Annotated in this window: 20 protein-coding genes and 2 tRNA genes; 21 read left to right on the top strand and 1 reads right to left on the bottom strand. The window is 49.2% G+C overall.

Annotated elements, in window-relative coordinates; all coding sequences use genetic code 11:
• Window positions 1-168 precede the first annotated feature (168 nt).
• Window positions 169-432: a 30S ribosomal protein S20 gene (gene rpsT / locus DW835_RS03540; protein ID WP_022311808.1), complete on the bottom strand. Its 264-nt coding sequence runs from the start codon at window positions 430-432 to the stop codon at window positions 169-171.
• Window positions 433-620: 188 nt separating this feature from the next.
• Between rpsT and gpr the strand changes: the two genes are divergently transcribed.
• From gpr to DW835_RS03435, 21 genes are all read left to right on the top strand, one after another.
• A complete protein-coding gene (gene gpr / locus DW835_RS03535; protein ID WP_117464776.1) occupies window positions 621-1,541 on the top strand; it encodes a GPR endopeptidase in 921 nt (306 codons plus the stop codon).
• Between the two features lie 152 nt (window positions 1,542-1,693).
• A complete protein-coding gene (locus tag DW835_RS03530) occupies window positions 1,694-2,848 on the top strand; it encodes a stage II sporulation protein P (protein WP_243037032.1) in 1,155 nt (384 codons plus the stop codon).
• A gap of 111 nt (window positions 2,849-2,959) precedes the next feature.
• On the top strand, window positions 2,960-4,777 hold the full coding sequence (lepA, locus tag DW835_RS03525; RefSeq protein ID WP_118730695.1) for a translation elongation factor 4: 1,818 nt from the start codon (window positions 2,960-2,962) through the stop codon (window positions 4,775-4,777).
• A gap of 21 nt (window positions 4,778-4,798) precedes the next feature.
• Window positions 4,799-5,962, top strand: a complete 1,164-nt coding sequence (gene hemW / locus DW835_RS03520; RefSeq protein WP_118730694.1) for a radical SAM family heme chaperone HemW — start codon at window positions 4,799-4,801, stop codon at window positions 5,960-5,962.
• A 79-nt stretch (window positions 5,963-6,041) separates the two neighbouring features.
• A complete protein-coding gene (gene sigK / locus DW835_RS03515; protein WP_022311813.1) occupies window positions 6,042-6,677 on the top strand; it encodes an RNA polymerase sporulation sigma factor SigK in 636 nt (211 codons plus the stop codon).
• A gap of 75 nt (window positions 6,678-6,752) precedes the next feature.
• Window positions 6,753-7,826, top strand: a complete 1,074-nt coding sequence (locus DW835_RS03510; protein ID WP_118730693.1) for an HD domain-containing phosphohydrolase — start codon at window positions 6,753-6,755, stop codon at window positions 7,824-7,826.
• Window positions 7,827-7,838: 12 nt separating this feature from the next.
• Window positions 7,839-8,891: a type IV pilus twitching motility protein PilT gene (locus tag DW835_RS03505; protein WP_022311815.1), complete on the top strand. Its 1,053-nt coding sequence runs from the start codon at window positions 7,839-7,841 to the stop codon at window positions 8,889-8,891.
• 309 nt (window positions 8,892-9,200) lie between these two features.
• Window positions 9,201-10,745: a YifB family Mg chelatase-like AAA ATPase gene (locus DW835_RS03500; protein ID WP_117568723.1), complete on the top strand. Its 1,545-nt coding sequence runs from the start codon at window positions 9,201-9,203 to the stop codon at window positions 10,743-10,745.
• A gap of 105 nt (window positions 10,746-10,850) precedes the next feature.
• Window positions 10,851-12,020 (top strand): DNA-processing protein DprA, encoded by a 1,170-nt coding sequence (dprA, locus tag DW835_RS03495; protein ID WP_147353698.1) that lies wholly within the window; start codon window positions 10,851-10,853, stop codon window positions 12,018-12,020.
• Window positions 12,021-12,086: 66 nt separating this feature from the next.
• Window positions 12,087-13,154 carry a flavodoxin-dependent (E)-4-hydroxy-3-methylbut-2-enyl-diphosphate synthase gene (ispG, locus tag DW835_RS03490; RefSeq protein ID WP_022311818.1) on the top strand — a complete coding sequence of 356 codons (1,068 nt, stop codon included), beginning with the start codon at window positions 12,087-12,089 and terminating at the stop codon, window positions 13,152-13,154.
• A gap of 5 nt (window positions 13,155-13,159) precedes the next feature.
• On the top strand, window positions 13,160-17,761 hold the full coding sequence (locus DW835_RS03485) for a PolC-type DNA polymerase III (protein WP_118730691.1): 4,602 nt from the start codon (window positions 13,160-13,162) through the stop codon (window positions 17,759-17,761).
• Between the two features lie 241 nt (window positions 17,762-18,002).
• Window positions 18,003-18,074, top strand: a tRNA-Glu gene (locus DW835_RS03480).
• 88 nt (window positions 18,075-18,162) lie between these two features.
• Window positions 18,163-18,234: transfer RNA gene (locus DW835_RS03475), tRNA-Glu, on the top strand.
• A gap of 231 nt (window positions 18,235-18,465) precedes the next feature.
• Window positions 18,466-20,541, top strand: coding sequence for a type I DNA topoisomerase (topA, locus tag DW835_RS03470; protein WP_118502677.1), 2,076 nt, complete (start codon window positions 18,466-18,468; stop codon window positions 20,539-20,541).
• A 123-nt stretch (window positions 20,542-20,664) separates the two neighbouring features.
• A complete protein-coding gene (gene codY / locus DW835_RS03465; RefSeq protein ID WP_022311840.1) occupies window positions 20,665-21,453 on the top strand; it encodes a GTP-sensing pleiotropic transcriptional regulator CodY in 789 nt (262 codons plus the stop codon).
• A 209-nt stretch (window positions 21,454-21,662) separates the two neighbouring features.
• Window positions 21,663-22,052 carry a flagellar basal body rod protein FlgB gene (gene flgB, locus DW835_RS03460; RefSeq protein WP_117464780.1) on the top strand — a complete coding sequence of 130 codons (390 nt, stop codon included), beginning with the start codon at window positions 21,663-21,665 and terminating at the stop codon, window positions 22,050-22,052.
• An 11-nt stretch (window positions 22,053-22,063) separates the two neighbouring features.
• Window positions 22,064-22,507: a flagellar basal body rod protein FlgC gene (gene flgC / locus DW835_RS03455; protein ID WP_117464781.1), complete on the top strand. Its 444-nt coding sequence runs from the start codon at window positions 22,064-22,066 to the stop codon at window positions 22,505-22,507.
• A 74-nt stretch (window positions 22,508-22,581) separates the two neighbouring features.
• The gene (gene fliE / locus DW835_RS03450; protein ID WP_117464782.1) at window positions 22,582-22,917 is read left to right on the top strand and encodes a flagellar hook-basal body complex protein FliE; all 336 of its coding nucleotides are present in this window, start codon (window positions 22,582-22,584) and stop codon (window positions 22,915-22,917) included.
• Between the two features lie 40 nt (window positions 22,918-22,957).
• Entirely contained in the window at window positions 22,958-24,562 is a 1,605-nt protein-coding gene (locus DW835_RS03445) for a flagellar M-ring protein FliF C-terminal domain-containing protein (RefSeq protein WP_118730690.1), read from the top strand.
• A gap of 14 nt (window positions 24,563-24,576) precedes the next feature.
• On the top strand, window positions 24,577-25,596 hold the full coding sequence (gene fliG, locus DW835_RS03440) for a flagellar motor switch protein FliG (RefSeq protein ID WP_117464784.1): 1,020 nt from the start codon (window positions 24,577-24,579) through the stop codon (window positions 25,594-25,596).
• Window positions 25,589-26,446: a FliH/SctL family protein gene (locus tag DW835_RS03435; protein WP_117464785.1), complete on the top strand. Its 858-nt coding sequence runs from the start codon at window positions 25,589-25,591 to the stop codon at window positions 26,444-26,446. Before fliG ends, DW835_RS03435 begins: the two co-directional genes overlap by 8 nt.
• Window positions 26,447-26,464: the final 18 nt, after the last annotated feature.

Below are 26,464 nucleotides of genomic sequence, written 5' to 3'. Positions count from 1 at the left end.
TAAGCGAGATGGTGTATAAAGTATATGAAACGGGCGGAAGACAGTCAGCCGGATCTGCCTGGAATGAGGCAGCAAGAAGTGACATTTGAAAAAGGGCACAAAAAAAGCACCTACATGACGGTATAGGCGCTTTTGTATGTCTTAAATTCTGTACCAGTGCAAGAAAAATTAAGCCATTCCGTTGACAGCTTTGCTCAGACGGGAAACCTTTCTTGCAGCGTTGTTCTTGTGGTAAACGCCCTTAGAAGTAGCCATCTCGATGGTCTTGGTAGCAGCGGTTAATTCAGCCTTAGCTGCTTCCTTGTCACCGGTTTCGATTGCAGCGTATACCTTCTTGATAGCGGTCTTAACGCCGGATCTGATAGCTTTGTTTCTGTCAGCTCTTGTGCGGGATACTAAAATTCTCTTTTTTGCAGATTTAATGTTAGCCAAGTCGTACACCTCCATAATGTATACAATAAAATTATAATTTACAAGAAATGTTTCACTTTAGCCAGACACGGAAGACTAACGTAAACATACTATTGTAGTTTAGACAATCTGGGAGCTTTTGTCAATACATATTTTGCGGATTTTTGTAAAAAATGTATTGATAAGAAAGGCAGACAGAGGGTGAAAAAATGGAAACTTTTCAGATCAGAACAGACCTGGCTCTGGAGGCAAGAGAAAGTGTCAATGAAGAGGAAAGCAAACTGCGGGGTGTGTCGGTGGACGAGCACTATGAGGAAGAGACGGATATCCGCATTACCAAGGTGACCATCGATACGAAAAATGCGGAAAAAACACTGGGAAAGCCCATGGGTGTCTATGTGACCATGGAGGCGCCGGCCATGGTGGAACCGGATGACGATTACCACAGGGAGATCTCGGAGGCGTTAGCAGAGGAACTTTTGAAAATGATGCCCGGGGAAGCGGAGGAATTGTCGGTATTGATCGTGGGGCTGGGGAACCGGGAAGTGACGGCAGACGCTCTGGGACCGCAGGTGGTGGACAATCTGCTGATCACCAGACACGTGGTCAGAGCCTACGGCAAAGCAGCCTACAACTGTACCCGTATGAATCTGGTCAGCAGTATTGAGCCGGGGGTAATGGCGAAGACCGGTATGGAGACGGCAGAAATCATAAGCGGTGTGGTGAAGGAGACGCAACCGGATGTGCTGATCGTGGTGGATGCGCTGGCGGCCCGCAGCACCAGAAGATTGAACCGTACGATCCAGATCACCAATACCGGCATTCAGCCCGGCTCCGGCGTGGGCAATCACCGCAATGCCCTGACCGAAGAGACCCTGGGCGTACCGGTAATTGCCATCGGGATCCCCACGGTGGTGGATGCCGCCACGATTGTGGGAGATGCACTGGAGAAGCTGATGAGCGGGGAAAAGGAGTTCGATGCGGTCAAATATATGGGACAGCACCGCATGGCTTTTGCAGAACTGAACAATATGTATATGACCGGAAAGGATATCGATTCTGTGATCAAACGGGTCAGCTACACGGTCTCCGAGGGAATCAATATTGCCATGGAAAAAAACTGGGCGTAACTGCATATATATAGGGTAACAGTTCATGAGTTGAGCACCGGATTACGAGCAAAGGTAGTCACGAAGTGACGTAAGAGCAGGTCAAGGCGACTTTGTGACCGACGAGGGCTGAACTGTCGTAACAAAAAAAGTGCGGAAGGAGAGCGCGGACCGTGAAGAATCCGAAAAATACTGTCTGGCGGATCGCACTGTTTTTGCTGACAGTTATCTGTGGGCTTTTGATGGCGGATCGGGGAGAAAATGAGTTTCCGGTATTTGCCTGTTCCGAAGCTTTGTCAGGAGAAAGCGGCAGTACCGGATTACTGCTGCAGCAGAATATGTGGGAAGTAGTACCGCTGTTAGGCTATGGTATTGTGGAGCAGCAGGGGACACAGAATCCGGAGGAGGATGAGACTACCTGCCGGACCCTGACCACCGAAGATCTGATCAGCGAAGAACTTCTCCTTCCGCAATCGGAGGAAACGCAGCAGACGGCCCTTATCCCGGAGAGTGTGGAGGCAACAGCCGGGACTGCATTGAGCAATTTTCGTCCGGCGGTACAACAGGTGCAGATTGACCGCACACAGCTTGCGGATTATGAGACACTGGTACGGAATTTTTATGCCATAGATGCCAATACCATGGCAGGCAGCGATCAGTTATCCGTGGAAAAACTGCTGGGAATGGATATGACGTTGCCACAGGAAGGTGACGGACCACAGATCCTGATCTATCACACCCATTCCCAGGAGGCTTTTGCGGATTCGGTTCCGGGAGATGTGAACACCGGTATCGTGGGAGTGGGAGAGTGTCTGACCAAGATCCTGACAGAACAATATGGTTACCGGGTGCTGCACCATACCGGTCAATATGATGTGGAGACCAGAGACAATGCGTATTCCCGGGCACTTCCGGCAGTGGAACAGATCCTTGCGGAGAATCCCTCTATCCAGGTGATCATCGATCTGCACCGGGATGAGGTGGCGGAAGAGACAAAGCTGGTGACGGATATTCAAGGGAGACCCACGGCAAGATTTATGTTCTTTAACGGTCTGAGCAGGACCCGCAAGACGGGAGATATTGACTACCTGGCCAACGAGAACCAGGAGGCCAATCTGGCATTTTCTTTTCAGATGCAGTTGAAGGCGGCGGAGTATTACCCGGGACTGACCCGCAGGATCTATCTGAAGGGCTACCGCTACAATATGCATCTGCGTCCCCGGACACTTCTGGTGGAACTGGGAGCCCAGAACAATACTGTGGAGGAGGCCATAAATGCCTGTGATCCTCTGGCACATATTCTGGATATGGTGCTTAAGGGAGAGTAGCGATACATAAAAGCAGGATAAGACAACGAATCGAAGTAAAATCATAGACAAGAATGCGGAATTTATGCTACAATCGTTAGATGCAAGAATATGTCAGGAAAGGACAGTAGTATGGCAGTAATAGATCAGAGCAAAATCCGCAATTTTTGTATTGTGGCACACATAGATCACGGCAAATCCACCCTGGCGGACCGTATCATTGAGAAGACCGGTCTGCTCACCAGCAGAGAGATGCAGGCACAGGTCCTGGACAATATGGACCTGGAGAGAGAGCGTGGCATTACCATCAAGGCACAGGCCGTGCGTACCGTATATAAAGCACAGGACGGAGAGGAATACATTTTCAACCTCATCGATACTCCGGGCCATGTGGATTTCAATTATGAGGTCAGCCGTTCTCTGGCGGCCTGCGACGGCGCCATTCTGGTGGTGGATGCGGCACAGGGCATTGAGGCACAGACACTGGCCAATGTCTATCTGGCACTGGATCATGATCTGGATGTTTTCCCGGTCATCAACAAGATCGATCTGCCCAGCGCAGATCCCCAGAGAGTCATTGAAGAGATCGAGGACGTCATCGGTATCGAGGCACAGGATGCTCCGCTGATCTCCGCGAAAAACGGCATCGGTATTGAGGAAGTCTTAGAGCAGATCGTGAAAAAGATCCCATCCCCCAAGGGGAATCCGGACAACCCTTTACAGGCATTGATCTTTGACTCTGTATATGATTCCTATAAGGGTGTTATCATTTTCTGCCGTGTCATGGAAGGCACAGTGAAAAAGGGTACCATGATCCGCATGATGGCTACCGGAGCGAAGGAAGAGGTCGTGGAGGTCGGTTATTTCGGAGCGGGACAGTTTATCCCCTGTGACGAGCTTTCTGCCGGAATGGTAGGCTACATCACGGCTTCCATCAAGAATGTAAAGGATACTGCAGTGGGTGATACCGTAACGGACGACAACAATCCCTGCGCAGAACCTCTGCCCGGTTATAAAAAGGTACAGTCCATGGTATATTGTGGATTATATCCCGCAGACGGTTCCAAGTACCCGGATCTGAGAGATGCGTTGGAGAAGTTACAGTTGAACGATGCGTCCCTGTTCTATGAACCGGAGACTTCTGTGGCACTGGGATTTGGCTTCCGGTGCGGATTTCTGGGACTGCTGCATCTGGAGATCATTCAGGAACGACTGGAGAGAGAATACAATCTGGATCTGGTGACTACCGCCCCCGGCGTTGTCTATAAGGTACACAAGACCAACGGGGAAGTGATCGAGCTGACCAATCCTTCCAACCTGCCGGATCCTTCGGAGATCGAATATATGGAAGAGCCGGTGGTAAATGCGGAGATCATGGTGACTTCCGAATTTATCGGTTCTATCATGGAACTGTGTCAGGAGCGCCGCGGCAAATACCTCGGCATGGAATACATCGAGGGTACCAGAGCGTTGTTGAAATACGAACTGCCCCTGAACGAGATCATTTATGATTTCTTTGATGCTTTAAAATCCCGTTCCCGTGGTTATGCATCTTTTGATTATGATCTGAAGGGTTACGAGAGATCGAATCTGGTGAAGCTGGATATTCTGATCAACCGCGAGGAAGTGGATGCCCTGTCCTTTATCGTCTGTGCTGATTCTGCTTACGAGAGAGGACGTAAGATGTGTGAAAAGCTGAAGGACGAGATTCCCAGACACCTCTTCGAGATTCCTATCCAGGCAGCCATCGGCGGCAAGGTCATTGCCAGAGAAACGGTAAAGGCCATGCGTAAGGATGTGCTGGCGAAATGTTACGGCGGTGATATTACCCGTAAGAAGAAGCTGTTGGAGAAGCAGAAAGAGGGTAAAAAGCGTATGCGTCAGTTCGGCAATGTAGAGATCCCGCAGAAGGCATTTATGAGTGTTCTGAAGCTGGATGATAAAAACTGATGAAGTAATTGAAGGAGCAATATGAATAAAAAGGAACTGGAATTATACATTCATATTCCCTTTTGCGTAAGAAAGTGCAGCTATTGTGATTTCCTGTCTGCCCCTGCCACGGAGCAGACAAGGGAAGCCTATATGGCTGCACTTTTTGCAGAGATCGGGGGAAGAGCAAAAGATTACAGTGACCGTACCGTGACCAGTATATTTATCGGAGGAGGTACGCCGTCGTTGTTGTCCGGGGAACAGATCGGGCAGTTGATGGACCGTATCGGAGAGCAGTTCGCAATGGCACAGGACGCAGAGATCACCATGGAGGTGAATCCGGGGACGGCCAGCGCAGAGAAACTTCGGAATTTTTACACGGCAGGAATCAACCGTCTCAGTATCGGTATGCAGTCTGCCCAGGCAGAAGAACTGAAAAATCTGGGCAGGATCCATGATTTTGAAGGTTTCTGCCAGGTGTACCGGGAGGCCGTGGAGGCAGGATTTACGAATATCAATGTGGATATCATGAGCGGACTGCCGGGACAGACGCTTGCAAGCTATCGGGACACGCTGGAAAAGGTGCTACACTTAGAACCCATGCCGCAGCATATCTCTGCCTACAGCCTGATCGTGGAGGAGGGAACCCCTTTTGCGGCCATGGCAGAGAGGGGAGAATTGCCCTTGCCGGAGGAAGAGACGGAGCGTGCCATGTATGAGGAGACCATAGAGGTGCTGGCAAAGTATGGGTTCCATCGGTATGAGATTTCCAACTATGCCAGGGATGGTTATGAATGCAGACATAATGTGGGCTATTGGATCCGCAGGGATTACCTGGGATTCGGTATCGGTGCGGCATCCCTTATCGATAATGTGCGGTTTCAGAACGAAAAGAGTCTGGGAGCTTATCTGGCACATCCGCTGGAAAGCAGGGAAGAGGAGCAGACACTGACGGTACAGGACCGGATGGAGGAGACCATGTTTCTGGGACTGCGGCTGACAAGAGGAGTATCCTGTGTGGATTTTGCAGAACAATACGGCAGGACTGTGGAGGAAGTCTACGGAGAAGTGATCGCACGGAATGTGGCGGATGGTCTTTTGACCGTTACGGAGAGGAAAGAGAATCAGAAAAAAGACCGGTTCCTGGCACTGACAAAGAGAGGGCTGGATCTGAGCAATTACGTGATGGCGCAGTTTTTATTCTGAGGAACGTGGGAGACTGACAGGCACTTGTGGACAGAAAATCACATAAACTATCATAAGCAACTGTCCACGGAGGGATTTTTTGAAGACCTTTCAGCAGCCATTAACCGCAGGAGAAGAAGCGTATTATATCCGCTTGCTTAGGGAAGGTACCGTGGAAGAATCCAGACAGGCCAGGGAGATCCTGGTGGAGAGGAATCTGCGCCTGGTGGCACACATTGCCAAAAAATACCAGAATGTTGAGGAGGACATGGAGGACCTGATCTCTATCGGATGTATCGGATTGATCAAAGCAGTGAATTCTTTTGACTCAGGAAAAGGAAGACTGGCTACCTATGCCTGCAGATGCATTGATAACGAACTTCTGATGATGCTGCGCAGCCGCAAAAAACTTTCCAGGGAAGTCTCCCTGTATGAACCTATCGGACAGGATAAGGAAGGAAATGCCATCCATCTGTTGGACGTGATCGAAGAGAAGCAGAAGGACGTGGTGGAGGATCTGGAACTTGACAGAAATATCAGGCGCCTGTTCCTGGCTCTGGACCACTGTCTTACGGAGCGGGAGTATCGGATTCTGGTGATGCGTTATGGGATCCTGGGCTGTAAAGAACACACACAGCAGGAGGTGGGAGATGTCCTCGGAATTTCCAGAAGCTATGTCTCACGCATGGAAAAAAGAGCATTGCATAAGCTGGCGGAGGCCCTGCGTGAGGACTAAACATCACCTTGTCAATTAAGGAACACTGTGATATATTTATTTCTATAAGTGACTAAAGATAAGGGGGGGACAGGGATGCATTTTGTAAGAACGGAAGACTTGAAGACGGGAATGCGTCTGGCAAGACCTGTTTATAATAAGAAGAGTATTCTTTTGTTTGACAGAAATTCCCTTTTGTCATTACAGGCAATAGAAAGTATTCGTAATTTCGGATTGATCGGTGTCTATGTACTGGAACCGGCAGAACCGCTTCCACCCCTGACTCAGGAGGACCTGGAGTTCGAACGGTTTCAGATTCAGGCGGTCAGTGCCATCGAAGAGGAACAGGATCGTATCCTGAAGACCAGAAAGCAGAACCGTACCCAGTCCATCGCAGATATGGTCATCCGCAATTACGGACACTTGGATGAGAAAATCAATTTCTACCAGAATCTGAGAAGCCGGGAGGATTATTTCTCCAGACATTCCCTGAACGTGGCAATACTCTGTGCCATGGTTACCCATGTGATGAATATCAGACGGGAAGAACAGTATCATACCGTATGTGCTGCCATCCTTCACGATATGGGAAAAGTGAAAAAACATGATGACGTGTATTACGGGGCACCTTATACCAGAGAGGATATGCTGCGGAACTGCGAGACGCAGGAAGAGGCCTACGGTATCATCGAGGAGGCTTTTGCCACCGACGGATCCGGCATCCGCAGGATCTGCCAGCAGGCAGCCAGAAAACAGCTGGACCTGTTCCCGGAAGACGGAGAGAAGAGCAGGTATAAAATGCTGGCCGGAGCCAATGTATTGCTGGTGGCGAACCGTTATGATGAGATCACGGCCATGACATTACAGGGAACGGCACAGTCTGAGGTGAAGGCTCTTCAGGAACTTCTGGAGCACCCGGAGGTATATGATCCGGAGACGGTACGGGCATTGATCCGTTCCATCAATATCCTTCCGCCCGGTGCCAGCGTGGAACTCAGTACGGGAGAGAAAGCACTGGTATTGAATGAAAATGAAGAAAGTGTACTGCGGCCGACAGTGGTAAGCTTCCGGGATAACAGTATCCTGGATCTGTCCCTTCCCGGGAATGAGGACATCCAGATCGTGGATGTCATGAAGACCATGGACAACCGGTACATATTCAATAAATAGTGAGGAGCAATTATGCCAACAATCGAAGAAATACTCAGAGCCGCCAAGGAAGCGGGAGCAAGTGATGTACATCTGACGGTAGGTATCCCACCCAAAATGCGTGTAAACGGCAATCTGATCACCATGGATTATCCCAGGATGCTTCCGGCAGACACGCTGGAAGTACTAGTCAATATCATGACGGAAGTGCAGAGAGAACGTTTTGAGGAACGGGGAGAATACGATATGTCTTTCTCTATTCCCAACTGCGGACGTTACCGTGTCAATGCCTACAAGCAGAGAGGTTCCGTGGCTCTGGCGTTCCGACTGGTAGGAACCGTGGTGCCTTCTCCGGAAGAGCTGGGTGTACCGGAATCCGTGGTGGAACTGTATCAGCGCAAACGTGGTCTGGTACTGGTCACCGGACCTACCGGAAGCGGTAAATCCACGACGCTTGCCGCCATCATCGACAAGATCAACAACAACAGAGATGCCCATGTCATCACTCTGGAGGACCCTATCGAGTATCTGCATCAGCATAAGATGTCCATGGTCAACCAGCGTGAGATCGGCATAGATTCCAATAATTATGCCAATGCTTTAAGAGCGGCACTCCGTGAAGATCCCGATGTCATTCTGGTCGGAGAGATGCGTGACTTCGAGACCATCAGTGTAGCTATTACGGCAGCGGAGACCGGACATCTGGTATTGTCCACCCTGCATACGATCGGTGCAGCCAGCACCGTAGACCGTGTGATCGATGTCTTCCCACCACATCAGCAGCAACAGATCCGTGTCCAGCTGTCCAACACACTGGAAGCAGTCATATCCCAGCAGCTGATCCCGACAGCGGACGGCAAGCACCGTGTGGCAGCTTTTGAGGTCATGCATGCCAATCATGCGGTCCGCAACCTGATCCGTGAGGGCAAATCCCACCAGCTGGCCAGCGTCATGCAGACCAACCGGAAACTGGGTATGATCACCATGGATGAGGCTATTGTTCAGTTGTATTTTGAAGGCAAGATCGACAGGGAACATGCGATCCAGTTCGCTCAGGATCCCGACAGCATGGAAAATAAAATTTAAAGGAATGATCCGGAACCGGCTATATAGGAGCAGACCAGACGACGCAGCGGAAAGCGTACGGTTTTGTGAATCTGTAGTGAGGTTCCGGAGGATTTTTCACCAAAAGACGTTTTCATTTAAAATTTCTGATATTAATTCTAAGAAGATTCCGGTAGTTTCACTGCCCTTTTGCGGGCTCTTATGATTACCCATTGTATGAATTGTTTTGTTAAGTCTGATTATTTTTGTCAGATTCATTCGTTTTATCTGTTTCTGTTTTGTTTCACTGTTATTTCCATAATAAATAAAACATTTTAAAGGAGGTATTTTATGTTTACTACAGTTTGTTCGGCTGCAGTCTATGGTCTGCAGGCATATCTGGTCCGCGTGGAAGTGGATCTGGCAGGGGGACTACCATCGTTTCAGCTGGTGGGGTCGCTGGGGAGTGAGGTGAAGGAATCCCGGGAGAGGGTAAGTGTGGCCATGAAAAATTCCGGTTTCCAGATCCCACCGGCACATATCACAGTAAATCTGGCTCCGGCAGGTCGACGTAAAGATGGTACCGCCTTTGATCTGCCTATAGCTGTGGGACTTTTGCGGGATATGGAACTGGTACCGGAGGAAGCGCTGCAGGATACATTGTTTTTGGGAGAACTGGGCCTGAATGGGGAGATCAAGAAGGTGAAGGGTGTACTTCCCATTGTTCAGGAGGCGGCAAAAAGCGGTATCCGAAGGGTGGTGGTGCCCGGAGAAAATGCCATGGAGGCTGCGGTGATACCGGGGATCACGGTCTGGGGTGTGAACTGTCTGAACGATCTGCTGGCGGCACTGAACCATCCGGAGCTGGAAACTGAAAAAGTGTATCAGCCGAGGATCCGGGCGGAGGACTTGCTAAGGGAAGGAACCGGACAGGATACGGGAGATTTCCGGGAAGTGGCGGGACAGGAGAATGCTAAACGGGGTGCCGAGATCGCTGCGGCGGGATTCCACAATCTGTTGATGATAGGGCCGCCCGGGGTGGGAAAATCCATGGTCGCCGGGCGAATCCCCGGAATCCTGCCGCCTCTGACACTGAAAGAAAGTCTGGAGGTGACAGGAATCTTCAGTGTGGCGGGACTTCTGCCGCCGGGACAGGCACTGATCACAAGGAGGCCTTTTTATGCACCACACCATACTGTGACACAGGCAGCACTGATCGGCGGGGGAAGCGGCATCCCAAGACCTGGTATGGTATCGCTGGCCCATCGGGGTGTACTGTTTCTGGACGAGCTTCCGGAATTCCGGAAAAACGTGCTGGATGGCATGCGACAGCCTATGGAGGAGCGTAAAGTGCAGATCGCCAGAAGTGCCGGGATGGTCACTTATCCGTCGGACTTTATTCTGGTGGCGGCTATGAATCCCTGTCCCTGCGGGTATTATCCGGACCGGAATAAATGCCGCTGTACCCAGCCCCAGATCGAGAAATATCTGGGAAAGATATCGGGACCGATTTTAGACCGGATTGATCTGTGTGTGGAACTGCATCCCGTGGATATTCTGCATCTGCAGAAAACGAAAACGGAAAAAAGCAGTGAAGATATGAAGCGGCAGATCCGGCATGCAAGAGAACGGCAGGCGGAGCGTTTTGCAGGAACGGATTGCCGTTTCAATGGGGACATCCGGTCTGCACAGGTGGAAGAATATTGCCCGTTGGGAGAGGAGGGGCAGAAAGTCATGGAACAGCTGTATCGTACGCTGCAGCTCAGTGCCAGAGTTTATCACCGGATTCTCAAAACTGCCCGAACCATAGCTGATTTGGAGGACCGGGAAGAGATCACGGGGGAACATTTGCTGGAGGCGGCGTGTTATCGACCTTCGGAGACGTATTGGAATTAATTGTGTGCCGGAACCGGGTACATTAAGTGTCCGGCAAGAAAAAGGGGCCGGTACGAAAATAACGGAAAACGTGCGGGCTGTGTGAAAACAGGGAAAGGGACAGGTATGTTTATGGCGGAGGAAGAGAGAAAATATGCATATTTTTTGTGCAGCACCTATACAATCGGGGGCGTGCGGGCAGAACGGCTGCTTGCACGCTTCGGGTCACCCCGGGCGGTATATGAGGCGGAGACAGAGGAATGGAGGGAGTGCGTGGGCAATTCTGCGGCGGAAGCCTTGGAACGGCAGAAGAAAAGCGGAGAGTGGGAACGGGAATATGGACAGCTTTCGGAACAACAGATCCACTTTCTTTTGCGGGAGGAGAAAGGATTTCCCGGGAAACTGGCAGAAATTCCGGATTCGCCTTACGGCATTTTTTACCGGGGAAAACTGCCGGATGAGAACGAACCGGCGGTGGCGGTCATCGGTGCCAGAGAGTGTTCGGAATACGGCAGATATGTGGCCGAGGAACTGGGACAGTATCTGGGAAGAGCGGGAATACAGGTCATCAGCGGAATGGCCCGGGGGATTGATGGGATCAGCCAGCAGGCAGCGTTATCTGCGGGAGGAACTTCCTATGGTGTGCTGGGATGCGGAGTGGATATCTGTTATCCCGCACAGAATCGAAGATTGTATGAAGAACTGTTGGAAAAAGGGGGATTGCTCTCCACCTATACGCCGGGAACAAAGCCGCTGCCCCAGTATTTTCCACCAAGAAACCGTATTGTCAGCGGACTGTCGGATGCTCTGATCGTCATTGAGGCCAGACAGAAGAGCGGGACGTTGATCACAGTGGATATGGCACTGGAACAGGGCAGGGACGTCTATGTGGTGCCGGGCAGGCTTACGGACAGGCTCAGTGACGGCTGCAATCATCTGCTGACGCAGGGAGCGGGAGTGTTTTTATCTCCGGAGAGTTTTGCAGAGGATTTTTTGCGGAGCTGGGAGGAAAAACAGGGACTTTCCGCAGATGGCTCCGGAGGAAAGAACGGGCGGAAAAATAATAGGGAAACCGGCAGAAATACGGCAAAAGTAAAATTGCCCAAAGAATCCCTGCAAAAGATCTTGGAATGTCTGGAACCTGTGCCAAAGACATCGGAGACGCTGTTGCAGGAACTTTGGGAGAAGGGAGAATATACGGACATTTCCGCACTGAACCGGGCATTGATGGAACTGGAACTTTTGGGATATGCCAGACAGAACAGTCCGGGATATTTCAGCACTTCTGCGAATTGACAAGGCTTTCGGAAAAGGGGTATAGTAATAGACATATGAGAATGACGAGAAAGGTCAGGTGCCCTTATGAACGATAAAGATACTTACAGAATGCATACCAAAGTAATACAGATCGGAGACCGGAAGATCGGCGGCGGCAATCCTATCGCCATCCAGTCCATGACCAATACGAAGACCGAGGATGTGAAGGCAACCGTAGAGCAGATCCTGCGTCTGGAGAGGGCAGGCTGTGAGATCATCCGCTGCACAGTACCGACGCTGGAGGCGGCAGCAGCTATCCGGGAGATCAAGAAGCAGATCCACATTCCTTTAGTGGCGGATATCCATTTTGACTACCGTATGGCACTGGCAGCCATTGAGAACGGTGCCGACAAGATCCGCATCAATCCTGGGAATATCGGAAATCCGGAGCGGGTAAAGGCTGTGGTAGATGCAGCAAAAGAGAGGAATATCCCGATCCGTGTGGGAGTGAACAGCGGTTCCCTGGAGAAGCCGCTGGTGGAAAAATACGGTGGAGTGACTGCGGAAGGTATTGTGGAGAGCGCACTGGACAAGGTACACATGATCGAAGATCTGGGATATGACAATCTGGTCATCAGTATCAAATCTTCGGATGTGCTGATGTGCGTGAAAGCCCATGAACTGCTGGCAGGCCGTACGGTGTACCCTCTGCATGTGGGCATTACCGAATCCGGTACTGTGAACAGCGGTAATATCAAGTCAGCCATCGGTCTGTCCCTGATCTTAAGCCAGGGCATCGGTGACACCATCCGGGTATCCCTGACAGGAGATCCCGTAGAGGAGATCAAATCCGCAAAGCTGATCCTGCGTACATTAGGATTGCGCAAGGGCGGCATTGAGGTCGTATCCTGTCCCACCTGTGGAAGAACCCAGATCAATCTGATCGATCTGGCCACTAAAGTGGAGAAAATGGTAGAGGATTACCCGCTGGATATCAAAGTGGCTGTCATGGGCTGCGTGGTAAACGGCCCCGGAGAAGCAAAAGAAGCGGATCTGGGAGTTGCGGGCGGTATCGGAGAAGGTCTGCTGATCAAGCATGGCGAGATCGTAAAAAAGCTTCCGGAGGATCAGCTGCTCCCCGCCTTGAAAGAGGAATTGGATCATTGGAGTTAAAATAAATGAGTAAACCGTTTTTTGAGGTATTTCCTTCGTTACAGTTGAATACGGACATTCGTGACCTGATGGGGCAGACAGAAGTGGAGAGAGTCTCGGCGACAAAACGCAGAGACTTTCTTCGGGTGTACTTAAAAAGTACCCGCCTGATCCAGAAAGCGGACATCTGGACCACGGAACAGGAGATCAAGAAGCAGCTGTTCCCTCAGGCCAACCTGACAGTGAAAATATACGAAAAGTTCGAATTGTCTTCCCAGTACAATCCGGAAAAGCTGATGGATATTTATAAGGAAAGTATTCTGGAGGAATTCCGGGAGTACAGCCATATCCAGTATAATGCCCTGAAGACGGCGAAAATCGAGTATCCTTCGGAAAATGAAATGCTTTTAACGCTGGAAGATACGGTATTAAATCACAGTATGGAAGGGGAAATCCTGCAGATTCTGGAGAAGATTCTGGTGGAACGTTGTGGATTCTCCGTGAAGATCCATACGGCTTATGTGGAAAAAGAGACCGGGCGTTTCCAGGAGGAAGAGGAAGCAAAGATCCGCCTGAAGGTGGATGCCATTTACAGTCGTACGAAAGGCAGAAGAGAAGAAGGAGAGCAGACTGCATCGGCGGAAGAAAGCGGGCAAAGTACAGCACAGGATCCGGAAACCGGCAAGGCTGCAGAGACCGCACAAAAGCCGAAGACCGAGAATGCCGGTGGCGTGACCAAGAGCTTTCAGGGTGGCAGCCGCGGTGAATTCAAGCGTGGAGAATTCAAAAAGGGCGAGTTTCGTAAGGGTGGTAACTTTGAAAAAGGTGCGTTGAAGAGATCAGACAATCCGGATGTCATCTACGGGCGTGATTTCGAAGAAGAGGCCATGAAGATTGAGGAACTCATCGGAGAGATGGGTGAGGTGGTCATCCGCGGTAAGGTGCTGTCCGTGGATACCCGTGACATCAAGAACGAGAAGACGATTATTATTTTCAATATCTCTGATTTTACCGATACCATGACCATCAAGATGTTCGTGCGTACCGAGCAGGTGAAGGAAGTGACCGGGGACATCAAGCCGGGAGCTTTCTTAAAGGTCAAGGGAATCTGTATGATGGATAAGTTCGATCACGAGCTGGCTATCGGTTCCATTGCGGGAATCAAGAAGATCCCTGATTTTACCAATACGAGAATGGATACCTCCGCCAGAAAGCGTGTGGAGCTGCACTGTCATACAAAGATGAGTGATATGGACGGTGTCTCCGAGGCCAAGGACATTGTAAAGCGCGCCTACAAATGGGGACATCGGGCCATTGCCATCACGGATCACGGCGTGGTACAGAGTTTTACCGATGCAAACCATGTCTGGGATGACCTGTGGAAAGCAGAAAAAGGCAAGCGGAAAGAAGCCGGAGACGAGAATCCGGACAAGCAGGATTTCTTCAAGATCATTTACGGTGTGGAAGCCTATCTGGTGGATGATCTGAAAGAGATAGTGACGAATGATAAGGGACAGAGTCTGCATGAGGATTATGTGGTATTCGATATCGAGACCACGGGATTTTCCCCGGTCAACAACCGCATTATTGAGATCGGTGCGGTAAAGGTATCCGGTGGAGAGATCGTGGATCGTTTTTCCACCTTTGTCAATCCGGATGTGCCCATTCCCTTCGAGATCGAAAAGCTGACCAGTATCCGGGATGAGGATGTCATGGACTCCCCTCAGATCGACGTGATCCTGCCGCAGTTTCTGCAGTTCTGTGAAGGCTGTATCATGGTGGCTCACAATGCCAGCTTTGATATGAGTTTCATTATGGAGAATTGCAGAAGACTGGGCTATCCGCAGGAGTTTACCTATGTGGATACCGTGGGCATTTCCAGAGTACTTTTGAAGAACCAGTCGAAGCATACGCTGGATGCGGTGGCCAAGACCCTGGGGATTTCCCTGGAGAATCATCACAGAGCCGTGGATGATGCGGAGTGCACGGCCCATATTTTCGTGAAATTTATTAAAATGCTGGAAGAGCAGGACATTCATAATCTGACGGAAGTCAATGCACTGGGAGCTTCCAGTGTGGATGCCGTGAAGAAGATGCCCTCTTACCATGCCATTATTCTGGCGAAAAATGATCTGGGGCGTATCAACCTGTATCGTCTGGTGTCCCAGTCGCATCTGACCTATTTTAACAAACATCCCCGGATTCCCAAGAGTCTGGTGATGAAGTACAGAGAAGGACTGATACTGGGAAGTGCCTGCGAGGCGGGAGAACTGTACCGGGCACTGTTGGACGGACAGTCGGATGCCCAGATTGCCAGACTGGTGAAATTCTATGACTATCTGGAGATCCAGCCCTGCGGCAACAACAAATTCATGATCGCTTCGGAACGTGTACGGAATGTAAATTCCATTGAGGATATTCAGAATATCAACCGGAAGATCGTGTCCCTGGGAGAACAGTTCCACAAGCCGGTAGTGGCTACCTGTGATGTGCATTTCCTGGATCCAGAGGATGAGGTCTACCGCCGTATCATCATGGCGGGACGAGGATTCGATGATGCGGATGATCAGGCACCATTGTATTTACATACCACGGAAGAGATGCTGGAAGAATTCTCTTATCTGGGAAGTGATAAGGCGGAAGAAATCGTTATTACCAATACCAATATGATTGCAGACATGATCGAGACTATTGCACCGGTGCGCCCGGACAAATGTCCTCCGGTCATTCCCGACAGTGATAAGACACTGACGGAGATCTGTTATAACAGAGCCCATGAAATTTACGGACCAGATCTGCCTCAGATCGTAGAGGCAAGACTGGAGAAGGAATTGAACTCCATTATCAAGAACGGATTTGCCGTAATGTACATCATTGCGCAGAAGCTGGTATGGAAGTCGGTGGAGGATGGATACCTGGTAGGCTCCCGTGGATCCGTAGGAAGCTCCTTTGTGGCGACCATGGCGGGAATCACGGAGGTTAACCCCTTGAGCCCCCATTATTATTGCAGCAAATGCCATTATGTGGACTTTGACAGTGATGAGGTTAAGGCCTATGCCGGTAAGGCGGGAATCGATATGCCGGACAAGCTGTGCCCGGTGTGCGGAGAAAAGCTCCATAAAGACGGATTTGATATTCCTTTTGAGACGTTCCTGGGATTTAAGGGAGACAAGGAGCCGGATATCGACCTGAATTTCTCCGGTGAGTACCAGTCCAAGGCTCATAAATATACTGAGGTTATCTTCGGCGCGGGACAGACCTTCCGTGCCGGAACCATTGCAACCCTGGCGGATAAGACGGCCTTCGGTTACGTGAAGAATTATTTTGAAGAACGTGGCATTCACAAGCGGACCAGCGAGATTGACCGTATTGCTTCCGGATGTACCGGAGTACGACGCAGTACCGGTCAGCATCCCGGCGGAATCGTCGTACTGCCCTTAGGACAGGATATCAACTCCTTCACCCCGGTGCAGCATCCCGCCAACGATATGACCACGGATACCATAACCACACACTTTGATTACCATTCCATTGACCATAACCTGTTGAAGCTGGATATTCTGGGACACGATGATCCTACCATGATCCGTATGCTTCAGGACCTGACAGGGAGAGATCCTCTGACGATTCCCTTAGACGGACAGGATGTCATGAGTCTGTTCCAGAATACGGATGCGCTGGGCATTACTCCGGAGCAGATCGGCGGAACAAAGCTGGGGGCATTGGGTATCCCGGAGTTTGGTACCGATTTCGCCATGCAGATGGTTATCGATGCCAAGCCCAAGGCATTTTCCGATCTGGTGCGTATTTCCGGCCTATCCCACGGTACCAACGTATGGCTGGGAAATGCACAGGATCTGATCATGAGCGGCGTGGCAACGATTTCCACCGCCATCTGTACCCGTGACGATATCATGCTGTATCTGATCCAGATGGGTGTGGAATCGGAGAAGTCCTTCAAGATCATGGAGGCCGTGCGTAAAGGCATGGTGGCGAAGGGCAGATGCGCCATGTGGGAAGAGTGGAAAGAAGACATGCTGGCCCACAATGTACCCCAGTGGTATATTGAATCCTGTCAGAAGATCGAGTACATGTTCCCGAAGGCCCATGCGGCGGCATACGTTATGATGGCATGGCGTATTGCATATTGTAAGATCCATTATCCGTTAGCCTATTACGGAGCGTTTTTCAGTATTCGTGCCAAGGCATTTTCTTATGAAATTATGTGTCAGGGACAGAAGCATTTAGAGAGCGTTATGGTGGATTACAAAAAGCGACAGGATACGCTTTCCAATAAGGAGAAGGATGCCATGGGTGATATGCGTATCGTGCAGGAAATGTATGCACGAGGCTTTGAATTCGAGCCAATTGATATCTTTAGAGCCCAGTCCAGATCCTTCCAGATCGTGGATGGCAAATTAATGCCTTCCTTAAACAGTATCGACGGACTGGGAGAGAAGGCGGCGGATGCCATCGTGGAAGCGGCAAAAGACGGCCCCTTCCTGTCTAAAGATGATTTCCGCCAGAGAACCAAAGTCTCCAAGACCATCATCGACCTGATGGATTCCCTGGGATTATTGGGCGACCTCCCGGAGTCCAATCAGATCAGTATATTTGACCTGGTGTAACAGCTCAGCCATACCATGACGAATGCACGGCTTGGACGCTTGCGTACAAAGCTGCGCATTTGACATGGTATGAGCGGAGCGCCCAGGTCAATGAAATAAAAGATGAGCCGCGCAAGCGGCGCCGACTGCGCAGCAGCCGCTTTTATGAATTGGCCGTGGGCTGAGCTGGTCTAAAAATTTTTAAAAAAAGTGCTTGCATTTTTTCGACAACTCGATTATACTATGCAAGTACTGTTTTTGTGGCTGATTGGTCAAGCGGTTAAGACGTCGCCCTCTCACGGCGAAAACAGGGGTTCGATTCCCCTATCAGCTGCTCTTTGAAAATTGTAGAAATTTTTCAAAAAATACTTGCAATTTTCAAAAGAATGTATTATACTGAACAAGGTTCGTAAGTAACCTATGGCTGATTGGTCAAGCGGTTAAGACGTCGCCCTCTCACGGCGAAAACAGGGGTTCGATTCCCCTATCAGCTGCTTATTCTTTAATAGAATAGCCCAACCCTGAAAAGTGTCGGAAAGCATAGAAAATTGCTTTTTGGCTCTTTTTTTATACTGTCTGGGGCTGGGCAAATGAAAAATCTTCTTGCCATTCCCATTTTTTTGTTGTATAGTGGTTCACGATTACTCAAAGCAGGGGAAAATACGGCAAAGAGGCGGGAACCGGATGCCGTAGGTCCGTAGACAGACGGATAGATGGGAGTGCATATGGCAAAATATTTAGTAATTGTAGAGTCACCGGCCAAGGTGAAGACAATCAAAAAGTTTTTGGGAGCAAATTATGAAGTTATGGCCAGCCAGGGGCATGTGAGGGACCTGCCCAAGAGTCAGCTGGGATTTGATCCGGAACATGATTATGAACCGAAATATATTACCATCCGCGGAAAGGGAGACCTTCTTGCTTCTTTGCGCAAAGAAGTAAAAAAGGCAGATAAGATTTATCTCGCAACCGACCCGGACCGTGAAGGAGAAGCTATTTCCTGGCATCTGTATTATGCCTTGAAACTGGAAAGCAAAAAAGTATATCGTATTACCTTCAATGAGATCACCAAGAATGCGGTAAAGGAATCTCTGAAAAACGCCAGAGAGATCGATATGAATCTGGTGGATGCCCAGCAGGCAAGACGTATGCTGGACCGTATGGTGGGCTATCGGATCTCCCCACTTCTGTGGGCAAAGATCAAGAGAGGCTTAAGCGCCGGCCGTGTACAGTCTGTGGCACTCCGTATCATCTGTGACAGAGAGGACGAGATCAACGCATTTATTCCGGAAGAGTATTGGTCTCTGGATGTGAATCTGAAAGTAAAAGGCGAGAAGAAGCCTATTTGTGCAAAATATTACGGTACCACCGAAAAAAAACAGGGAATTACCAGCAAGGAACAGGCAGACAGCATTATGGATTCCCTGAATGGCGCAAAATTCGAAGTAAAAGAAGTGCGTCACGGCGAACGTGTGAAAAAAGCGCCGCTTCCCTTTACGACTTCCACATTGCAGCAGGAAGCCAGCAAGGTATTAAATTTCTCTACCCAGAAGACTATGCGTCTGGCACAGCAGTTATATGAAGGTGTGGATATCAAGGGAGAGGGCACTGTTGGTCTGATCACCTACCTGCGTACCGATTCTACCCGTGTATCCGAAGAGGCGGAGACACAGGCAGCGGAATTTATTGATGTTCATTACGGTGAAAAATACAAGACCGCTGCAGCAACGGAGAAGAAGAACAGCCAGAAGATTCAGGATGCCCACGAAGCTATCCGTCCCACGGATCTGAACCGGATGCCTATTGCTATCAAGGAGCAGCTTCCCAGGGATTTGTTCCGTCTGTATCAGCTGATTTGGAAACGATTTGTGGCAAGCCGCATGAGTGCTGCACAGTATGATACCACTTCTGTGAAGATTCAGGCAAAGGACCAGATTTTTACTCTGGCAGCTTCCAGAATGCGTTTCGATGGATTCATGAGTGTCTACACCCAGGAAGATGATAAGGAAGAAGAAAATGTGCTCGGCGGTAATCTGGACGAGAACAGCGTGCTGGAATTCCAGAGCTTTGATCCGAAACAGCATTTTACCCAGCCCCCTGCACATTACACCGAAGCCAGTCTGGTGCGTGCCATGGAAGAACTGGGCATCGGACGTCCCAGTACCTATGCGCCTACCATTACCACCATCCTTGCCAGGAGATATATTGCCAAGGAGAACCGCAATCTCTACGTTACGGAACTGGGGGAAGTGGTCAACAATATGATGAAGGAAGCATTCCCCTCCATCGTGGATGTGAATTTCACGGCCAACATGGAAGCTCTGCTGGATGGTGTGGAAGAAGGCACGGTAAAATGGAAGACCATCGTGTCCAATTTCTATCCTGATCTGGATGAAGCAGTAAAAAAAGCGGAGAAGGACCTGGCAGAGGTGACCATTGCGGACGAGGAATCCGATGAGGTCTGTGAACTGTGCGGCAGACGGATGGTGATCAAATACGGACCCCACGGCAGATTCCTGGCATGTCCTGGATTCCCGGAATGCCGTAATACCAAGCCTTATTTTGAAAAGATCGGTGTAGCCTGCCCCAAGTGTGGCAAGGATATTGTCATGAAAAAGACCAAAAAAGGCAGAAAATATTATGGCTGTATCGATAATCCGGAGTGTGATTTCATGGTATGGCAGAAGCCTTCGGGAGAGAAGTGTCCCCGCTGTGGCAAGCTGCTGCTGGAAAAAGGCAACAAACTGGTCTGCATGGACGAACAGTGCGGCTATGTGAAAAATAAACCGACGGAAGAGAAGTAGTTTTATATACTGTCAGAATTTTCTCATAAATTAACGCTATTTTCATTGTAATCTGAAATTACATGTGCTACAATGTGCATAACATCTGGTAGTTTCTTAGTATGTGTAGACGGAGGAAAATAGATGAGTAGCGTACAACTGTTGGACAAAACACGTAAAATCGGGAAATTGTTACACAACAATAACTCCAGCAAAGTGGTATTCAGCGACATCTGTAAGGTGATGCGGGAAATTCTGAATTCCAATGTACTGGTGATCAGCCGGAAAGGAAAGGTCCTCGGCGTAGGAAAATCCGATGGAATTGAGCCGATCACAGAACTGCTGGATGACAATATCGGTGGATTTATTGATCCGATGTTAAACGAGAGACTGCTGGGCGTATTATCCACGAAAGAGAACGTCAACCTGGAGACTCTTGGCTTTGAAAATACCGATACGAGAAAATTTCAGGCGATCATCACTCCGATCGAGATTGCCGGAGAGCGTTTGGGAACCCTCTTCATTTACAAATGCAATGAACAGTATGATATTGATGATATTATCCTTTGCGAATATGGTACCACAGTGGTGGGACTGGAAATGTTGCGGGCTGTGAATGAAGAGAGTGCGGAGGAGAGCCGTAAGGTGGCTGTCGTAAAATCTGCAGTCAGCACTCTTTCTTTCTCAGAGATGGAAGCCATCACCCATATTTTCGACGAACTGAACGGCATGGAGGGAATCCTGGTGGCCAGCAAGATCGCTGACAGAGTCGGTATCACCAGATCTGTGATCGTCAATGCCCTGCGGAAGTTCGAAAGTGCCGGTGTGATTGAATCCCGTTCCTCCGGTATGAAAGGAACCTATATTAAAGTTTTGAATGATGCCGTATTCGATGAGATCGAGGAACTGAAGCGTCAGAACGGCAGAAATTAAATGAAAAATGTAAGAATTTGCAAGAATAAGAAAAATTTAGGAAGAAGAGACTATTGCGAAAAATAGTCTCTTTTCTTTATATTTATTCTGAGTGAGTTTATTTTACTATTGTGTTTTTGTCGAAATACTTTATAATAAAATAAAATGGGTATATGGTAGAAGGCGGTTTTTGGGCGCTATTGTCAGAAGACCGCGGAATGTGAGGTAATATGATACAGACAAACGCATTTGATTATATCAATGTTCTGGACCGGGCAGCGGACGCAGCCTGGCAGCGGAACGAAGCCATTTCCAATAATATCGCCAATGTGGATACTCCGGGCTACAAGAGGCAGGATGTGGCTTTCGAATCGGTATTGCAGCAGGCTCTTGGCAATAACAGATATGAGTCCATGGATGATAAGGTGGCCAATGTGGATCTGAGCCGACTGCGGGGCAGGGCTTACGTGGACTATGCCAATTATTCCTATCGCCTGGATGGCAATAACGTGGATATTGAAAATGAAAATGTAATGCTGGCGGAGAACCAGCTGAAATACCAGGGACTGATCAGCAGCATTAATCAGGAATTTACTAATTTAAAGACAGTGATGAAGTGAGGAATTAGCGTATGAGTATGTTTTCAGCATTTGATGTTACGGCATCGGGACTTACTGCCCAGAGACTTCGTATGGACGTGATCTCCGAAAACGTTGCCAATGCCAGTACTACAAGAACCGAGGATGGCACCCCCTATCGCCGCAAGATCGTTACTTTCCAGCAGAAGGGGCAGCAGCAGACTTTCAGTCAGGTGCTGCACAATGTGAGTAGCAGTTATACCGGCAGCGGCGTGAAGGTAAGCCAGATCTTTGAAGATACTACTACGGAGATGAATATGGTATACGATCCTTCCCATCCCGATGCGGATGAGAACGGCTATGTGACATATCCGAATGTAAATATTGTTCAGGAAATGACGGATCTGATCGATGCCAGCAGATCCTATGAAGCCAATTCCACGGCATTTGGCGCCAGCAAGTCCATGGCATTAAAAGGACTGGAGATCGGTCAGTAAGCTGACGGGTCTTTATTACCGGGCTCCGGATAGCGGCGCCGGAATATATGTGAGGAAGGACATGGTTTATTAAAATGGATATTTCAGCAATTACAGCTTTGAACAGTGTAAACGGTACTGCCACAGTATCTCCCACTTCTCTGACCGGAATGCTGGCGGAGAAGGAGAAAAAGGCAGAAGGCACTATGTTCGAAACTTTTCTGAATACAGCAATCGACAATGTGAAGATCACCAACAGTTATCTCTCGGATGCCGAGAATGAGAAGATACGATTTGCATTGGGTGAGACCGACAACACCCACGACCTTACTATTGCTATGGATAAGGCTTCGACTGCATTGCAGTATACCGTAGCCATCCGCGATAAGGTGATGGAAGCATACAAGGAACTGATGCAGATCCAGATCTAAAGAAGTATTTTTATTCTTGACGTAAGAGGAGAGAGCTGCAATGGCAGACAAATTAAAAGAAATACCTGCAAAAATACTGGAATGGTGGAACAAATTCACCACCAGGCAGAAGAGCATCATCATTGGAGCGGCGGCGGTTGTGATATTTGCATTTGCAATCATCATGTACGTTATGAGTAAGCCCCAGTATGTACGGCTGATCACCTGTGAGACAACATCACAGGCTTCGGAGATCATAGATACTCTGGACAGTGCGGGAATTGCACATAAAGAATCCAATGACGGACTGAAGATCGATGTAGAGAGCAGCCAACAGAGTGCGGCAAACTTGGCACTGGGTTCCGCAGGATATGTACCAGATGCGTTAGATTTGAATGATTATCTGGGCGGTAGTATGTCTACGACCGCCACTGACAAAGAGAGACTTTACAATTCCTATCTGGAAAAATACATAACACAGACCATAGAAGCACAGAGCGCAGTAAAATCAGCCAAGGTACATCTGAGTTTCCCGAAAGATAACGGAACTCTGGCAGCACAGAAGGAAGAGGCGTCTGCCTTCATCCAACTGGAACTGGACGGCACCTTTACCTCCGCCAATGCTGCGGCACTGGCAAAATGTGTGGCTACCTGGCTGCGCAACGATACTACGGCGAATATCACTATTATGGATACAGATTCCAACCTGCTGTTTGCAGGTGGAGATGATTATTCTACCGCAGGAATTGCTAATTCTATGCAGGAGCTGCAGAATCAGGCGGAATCCATGATCGCCAATCAGGTCAAGAAGGTACTGCTGGGAACAAAACAGTATAATGATGCGGCCGTTACCAGCCACCTGAGCATGGATTTCTCTGATTATAAGGAGACCGTAAAAGAGTATTATGCAAACTCCGGCAGAGATGAAGGTATGCTTTCCCATGAGGAGACTTATGAGAGCGAGAATACCAATGACGGCGGCGGTGTACCGGGGACAACTTCCAACGGGGAGAGCGGAAATGCTACCTATGTATCTCCGGACAGCAGCAACAGTTCTTCCTCTACTTCCGAAACCAGCCGGGATTATCTGCCGAATGAGTCTATTAAGGATACTGTGACACCGGCAGGAGGAATCAACTACACTAATTCCTCCATATCTATTGCAGCAATTACTTATAAAGAAATTCATTATGAGGATGTAAAACGACAGGGGCTTCTGGATGGCACTACCTGGGATGAATACAAATCCCAGAACAGCGCAGATACCAAGATGACAGTTGATCAGGATATGTACAGCCTGGTAGCCAATGCCACCGGTATCAATGAGAGTAATATTACGATTATTGCTTACGAAAGTCCTATTTTTTACGATAAGGAAAGCAGCCCGGTTACGGCACAGAATGTGTTGAGCGTGCTTATGCTGCTGTTGATCCTGGGACTGTTGGCATTTGTGATATTGCACAGTATGCGTACCAGACAGGCGGTACAGCAGGAGGAAGAGGTATCTGTGGAGAATATGCTGCAGTCTACCCCTGAAGCAGAGCTGGAAGATATTGATGTGGAATCTAAGTCTGAGACACGTAAGATGATTGAAAAATTCGTAGATGAGAATCCGGAATCCGCAGCGGCATTGTTGCGTAACTGGCTGAACGAGGACTGGAACTAAGAAACGGAGTAACTATGGCAAGGACAAAAGCAGAAGGTGGAATATCGGGACTGCAGAAAGCTGCAATCCTCCTGATCTCTCTGGGACCGGAGAGATCCGCCGGAATTTTTAAACACTTAAAAGAAGAAGAAATCGAAGAACTGACCCTGGAAATCGCCAATACCAGAAGTGTGACTCCTCAGGTCAAAGAAGAAGTGATCAACGAATTTTACGAAGTGTGTCTGGCACAGCAGTATATTGCCGAGGGTGGTATCAACTACGCAAAGGAACTGCTGGAAAAGGCACTGGGTTCCGACAAGGCTATGGATGTCATCGGCAAGCTGACTGCATCTTTACAGGTAAGGCCCTTCGAGTTTGTGCGTAAGACGGATGCCAGCCAGCTGATCAACTTCATTCAGGACGAGCATCCGCAGACCATTGCTCTGATTCTGTCTTATCTGTCACCCAGCCAGGCGGCGTTGATCATTTCCGCATTGCCACCCGACAGCCAGGCAGAGGTAGCCAGACGTATTGCAGTCATGGATCGTACCAGTCCGGATGTCATCAAGGAAGTGGAAAAAGTACTGGAGTCCAAGCTGGCAAGTCTGGTGAATCAGGACTACACCATTATCGGTGGTGTGGATGCAGTGGTGGATATCCTGAATACTGTAGACCGTGGTACCGAGAAACATATCATGGAGACTCTGGAGATCGAAGAGCCCGAACTGGCAGACGAGATCCGAAAAAAGATGTTCGTTTTCGAGGACATACTGCTCCTGGACGACAAGGCAATTCAGCGTGTGCTGCGTGACGTGGACAACAACGATCTGGCAGTGGCACTGAAGGGTGCCAACGAGCAGGTACAGAATGCTATCTTCAACAACCTGTCCAAACGTCTGGTTGTTATGATCAAGGAAGATATGGAATTCATGGGTCCTGTTCGTATGAAGGATGTAGAAGAAGCACAGCAGAAGATCGTCAATATTATCCGTAAGCTGGAGGATTCCGGAGAGATCATCATTTCCAGAGGTGGAGGTGACGAGATCGTTGTCTAGTAATCTTTTAAAACGGGGATTTACACAGCTTGTGGAAGAAGATGCCCGGGTGATCGATACCAACGATCTGGTAGCGAAAAGGATCCGGGAACTGGCTGCCAAAATGCAGCAGGACGAAGGAACCGGATTTATCTCCGGACTGGCGGCAGATAAAGTAGAGGCACTGGTGACGGACACCGGGGATGGCGAAGAGAATCCGCAGACTTCCGGCAATGTGATCAAGGCCGGAGAAGATCTGCAGAAATTAAAAGAGGAAGCCGAAGCAGAGGCTCAGAAGATCATAGAGGATGCCAAAGCAAAGGCTGAGAGCATTCTGGCGGATGCCAGAGCACAGGCAGAAGCACAGAAAGCAGACGCACTGGAGCAGGCCAGAAGGCAGGGACAGCAGGAAGCAAAAGCGGAGGCTGAACGCGCAGAGGCCCAGAGAGCAGCGGAATATCAGAAAAAAGCTGCCGGACTGGATGCGGAATATCAGAAGAGAATGGATGAACTGGAGCCCCAGTTCGTAGATACCATTACGGGTATTTACGAGCATATTTTTGATGTGGATCTGCATTCTTACAGAGAAGTGCTCTGCTATCTGATTTCTGCTACCATGAGAAAAACAGAGGACAACCGGAGCTTTCTCGTACATGTTTCCAAAGAAGATTATCCCTATGTCAGCATGCAGAAAAAGCAGATCATGGCAGGGGCAACTGCACCGAACAGTACGGTGGAGATCGTTGAGGACATGACCCTGGGCAAAGGTGAGTGCATGATCGAGACCGAAAGCGGCATTTTTGATTGTGGACTGGGGACTCAACTGTCGGAACTGCGTCAGAAACTAAAATTATTATCCTACGAAGGCTGATAAATGGTCATTAAGAAC

Origin of the sequence: Clostridium sp. AM34-9AC (genome assembly GCF_003480225.1) — a bacterium.
GTDB lineage: Bacteria > Bacillota > Clostridia > Lachnospirales > Lachnospiraceae > Acetatifactor > Acetatifactor acetigignens.
Note: the sequence above shows the minus strand (reverse complement) of the source record. Positions and strands in the feature narration are given on the sequence as shown.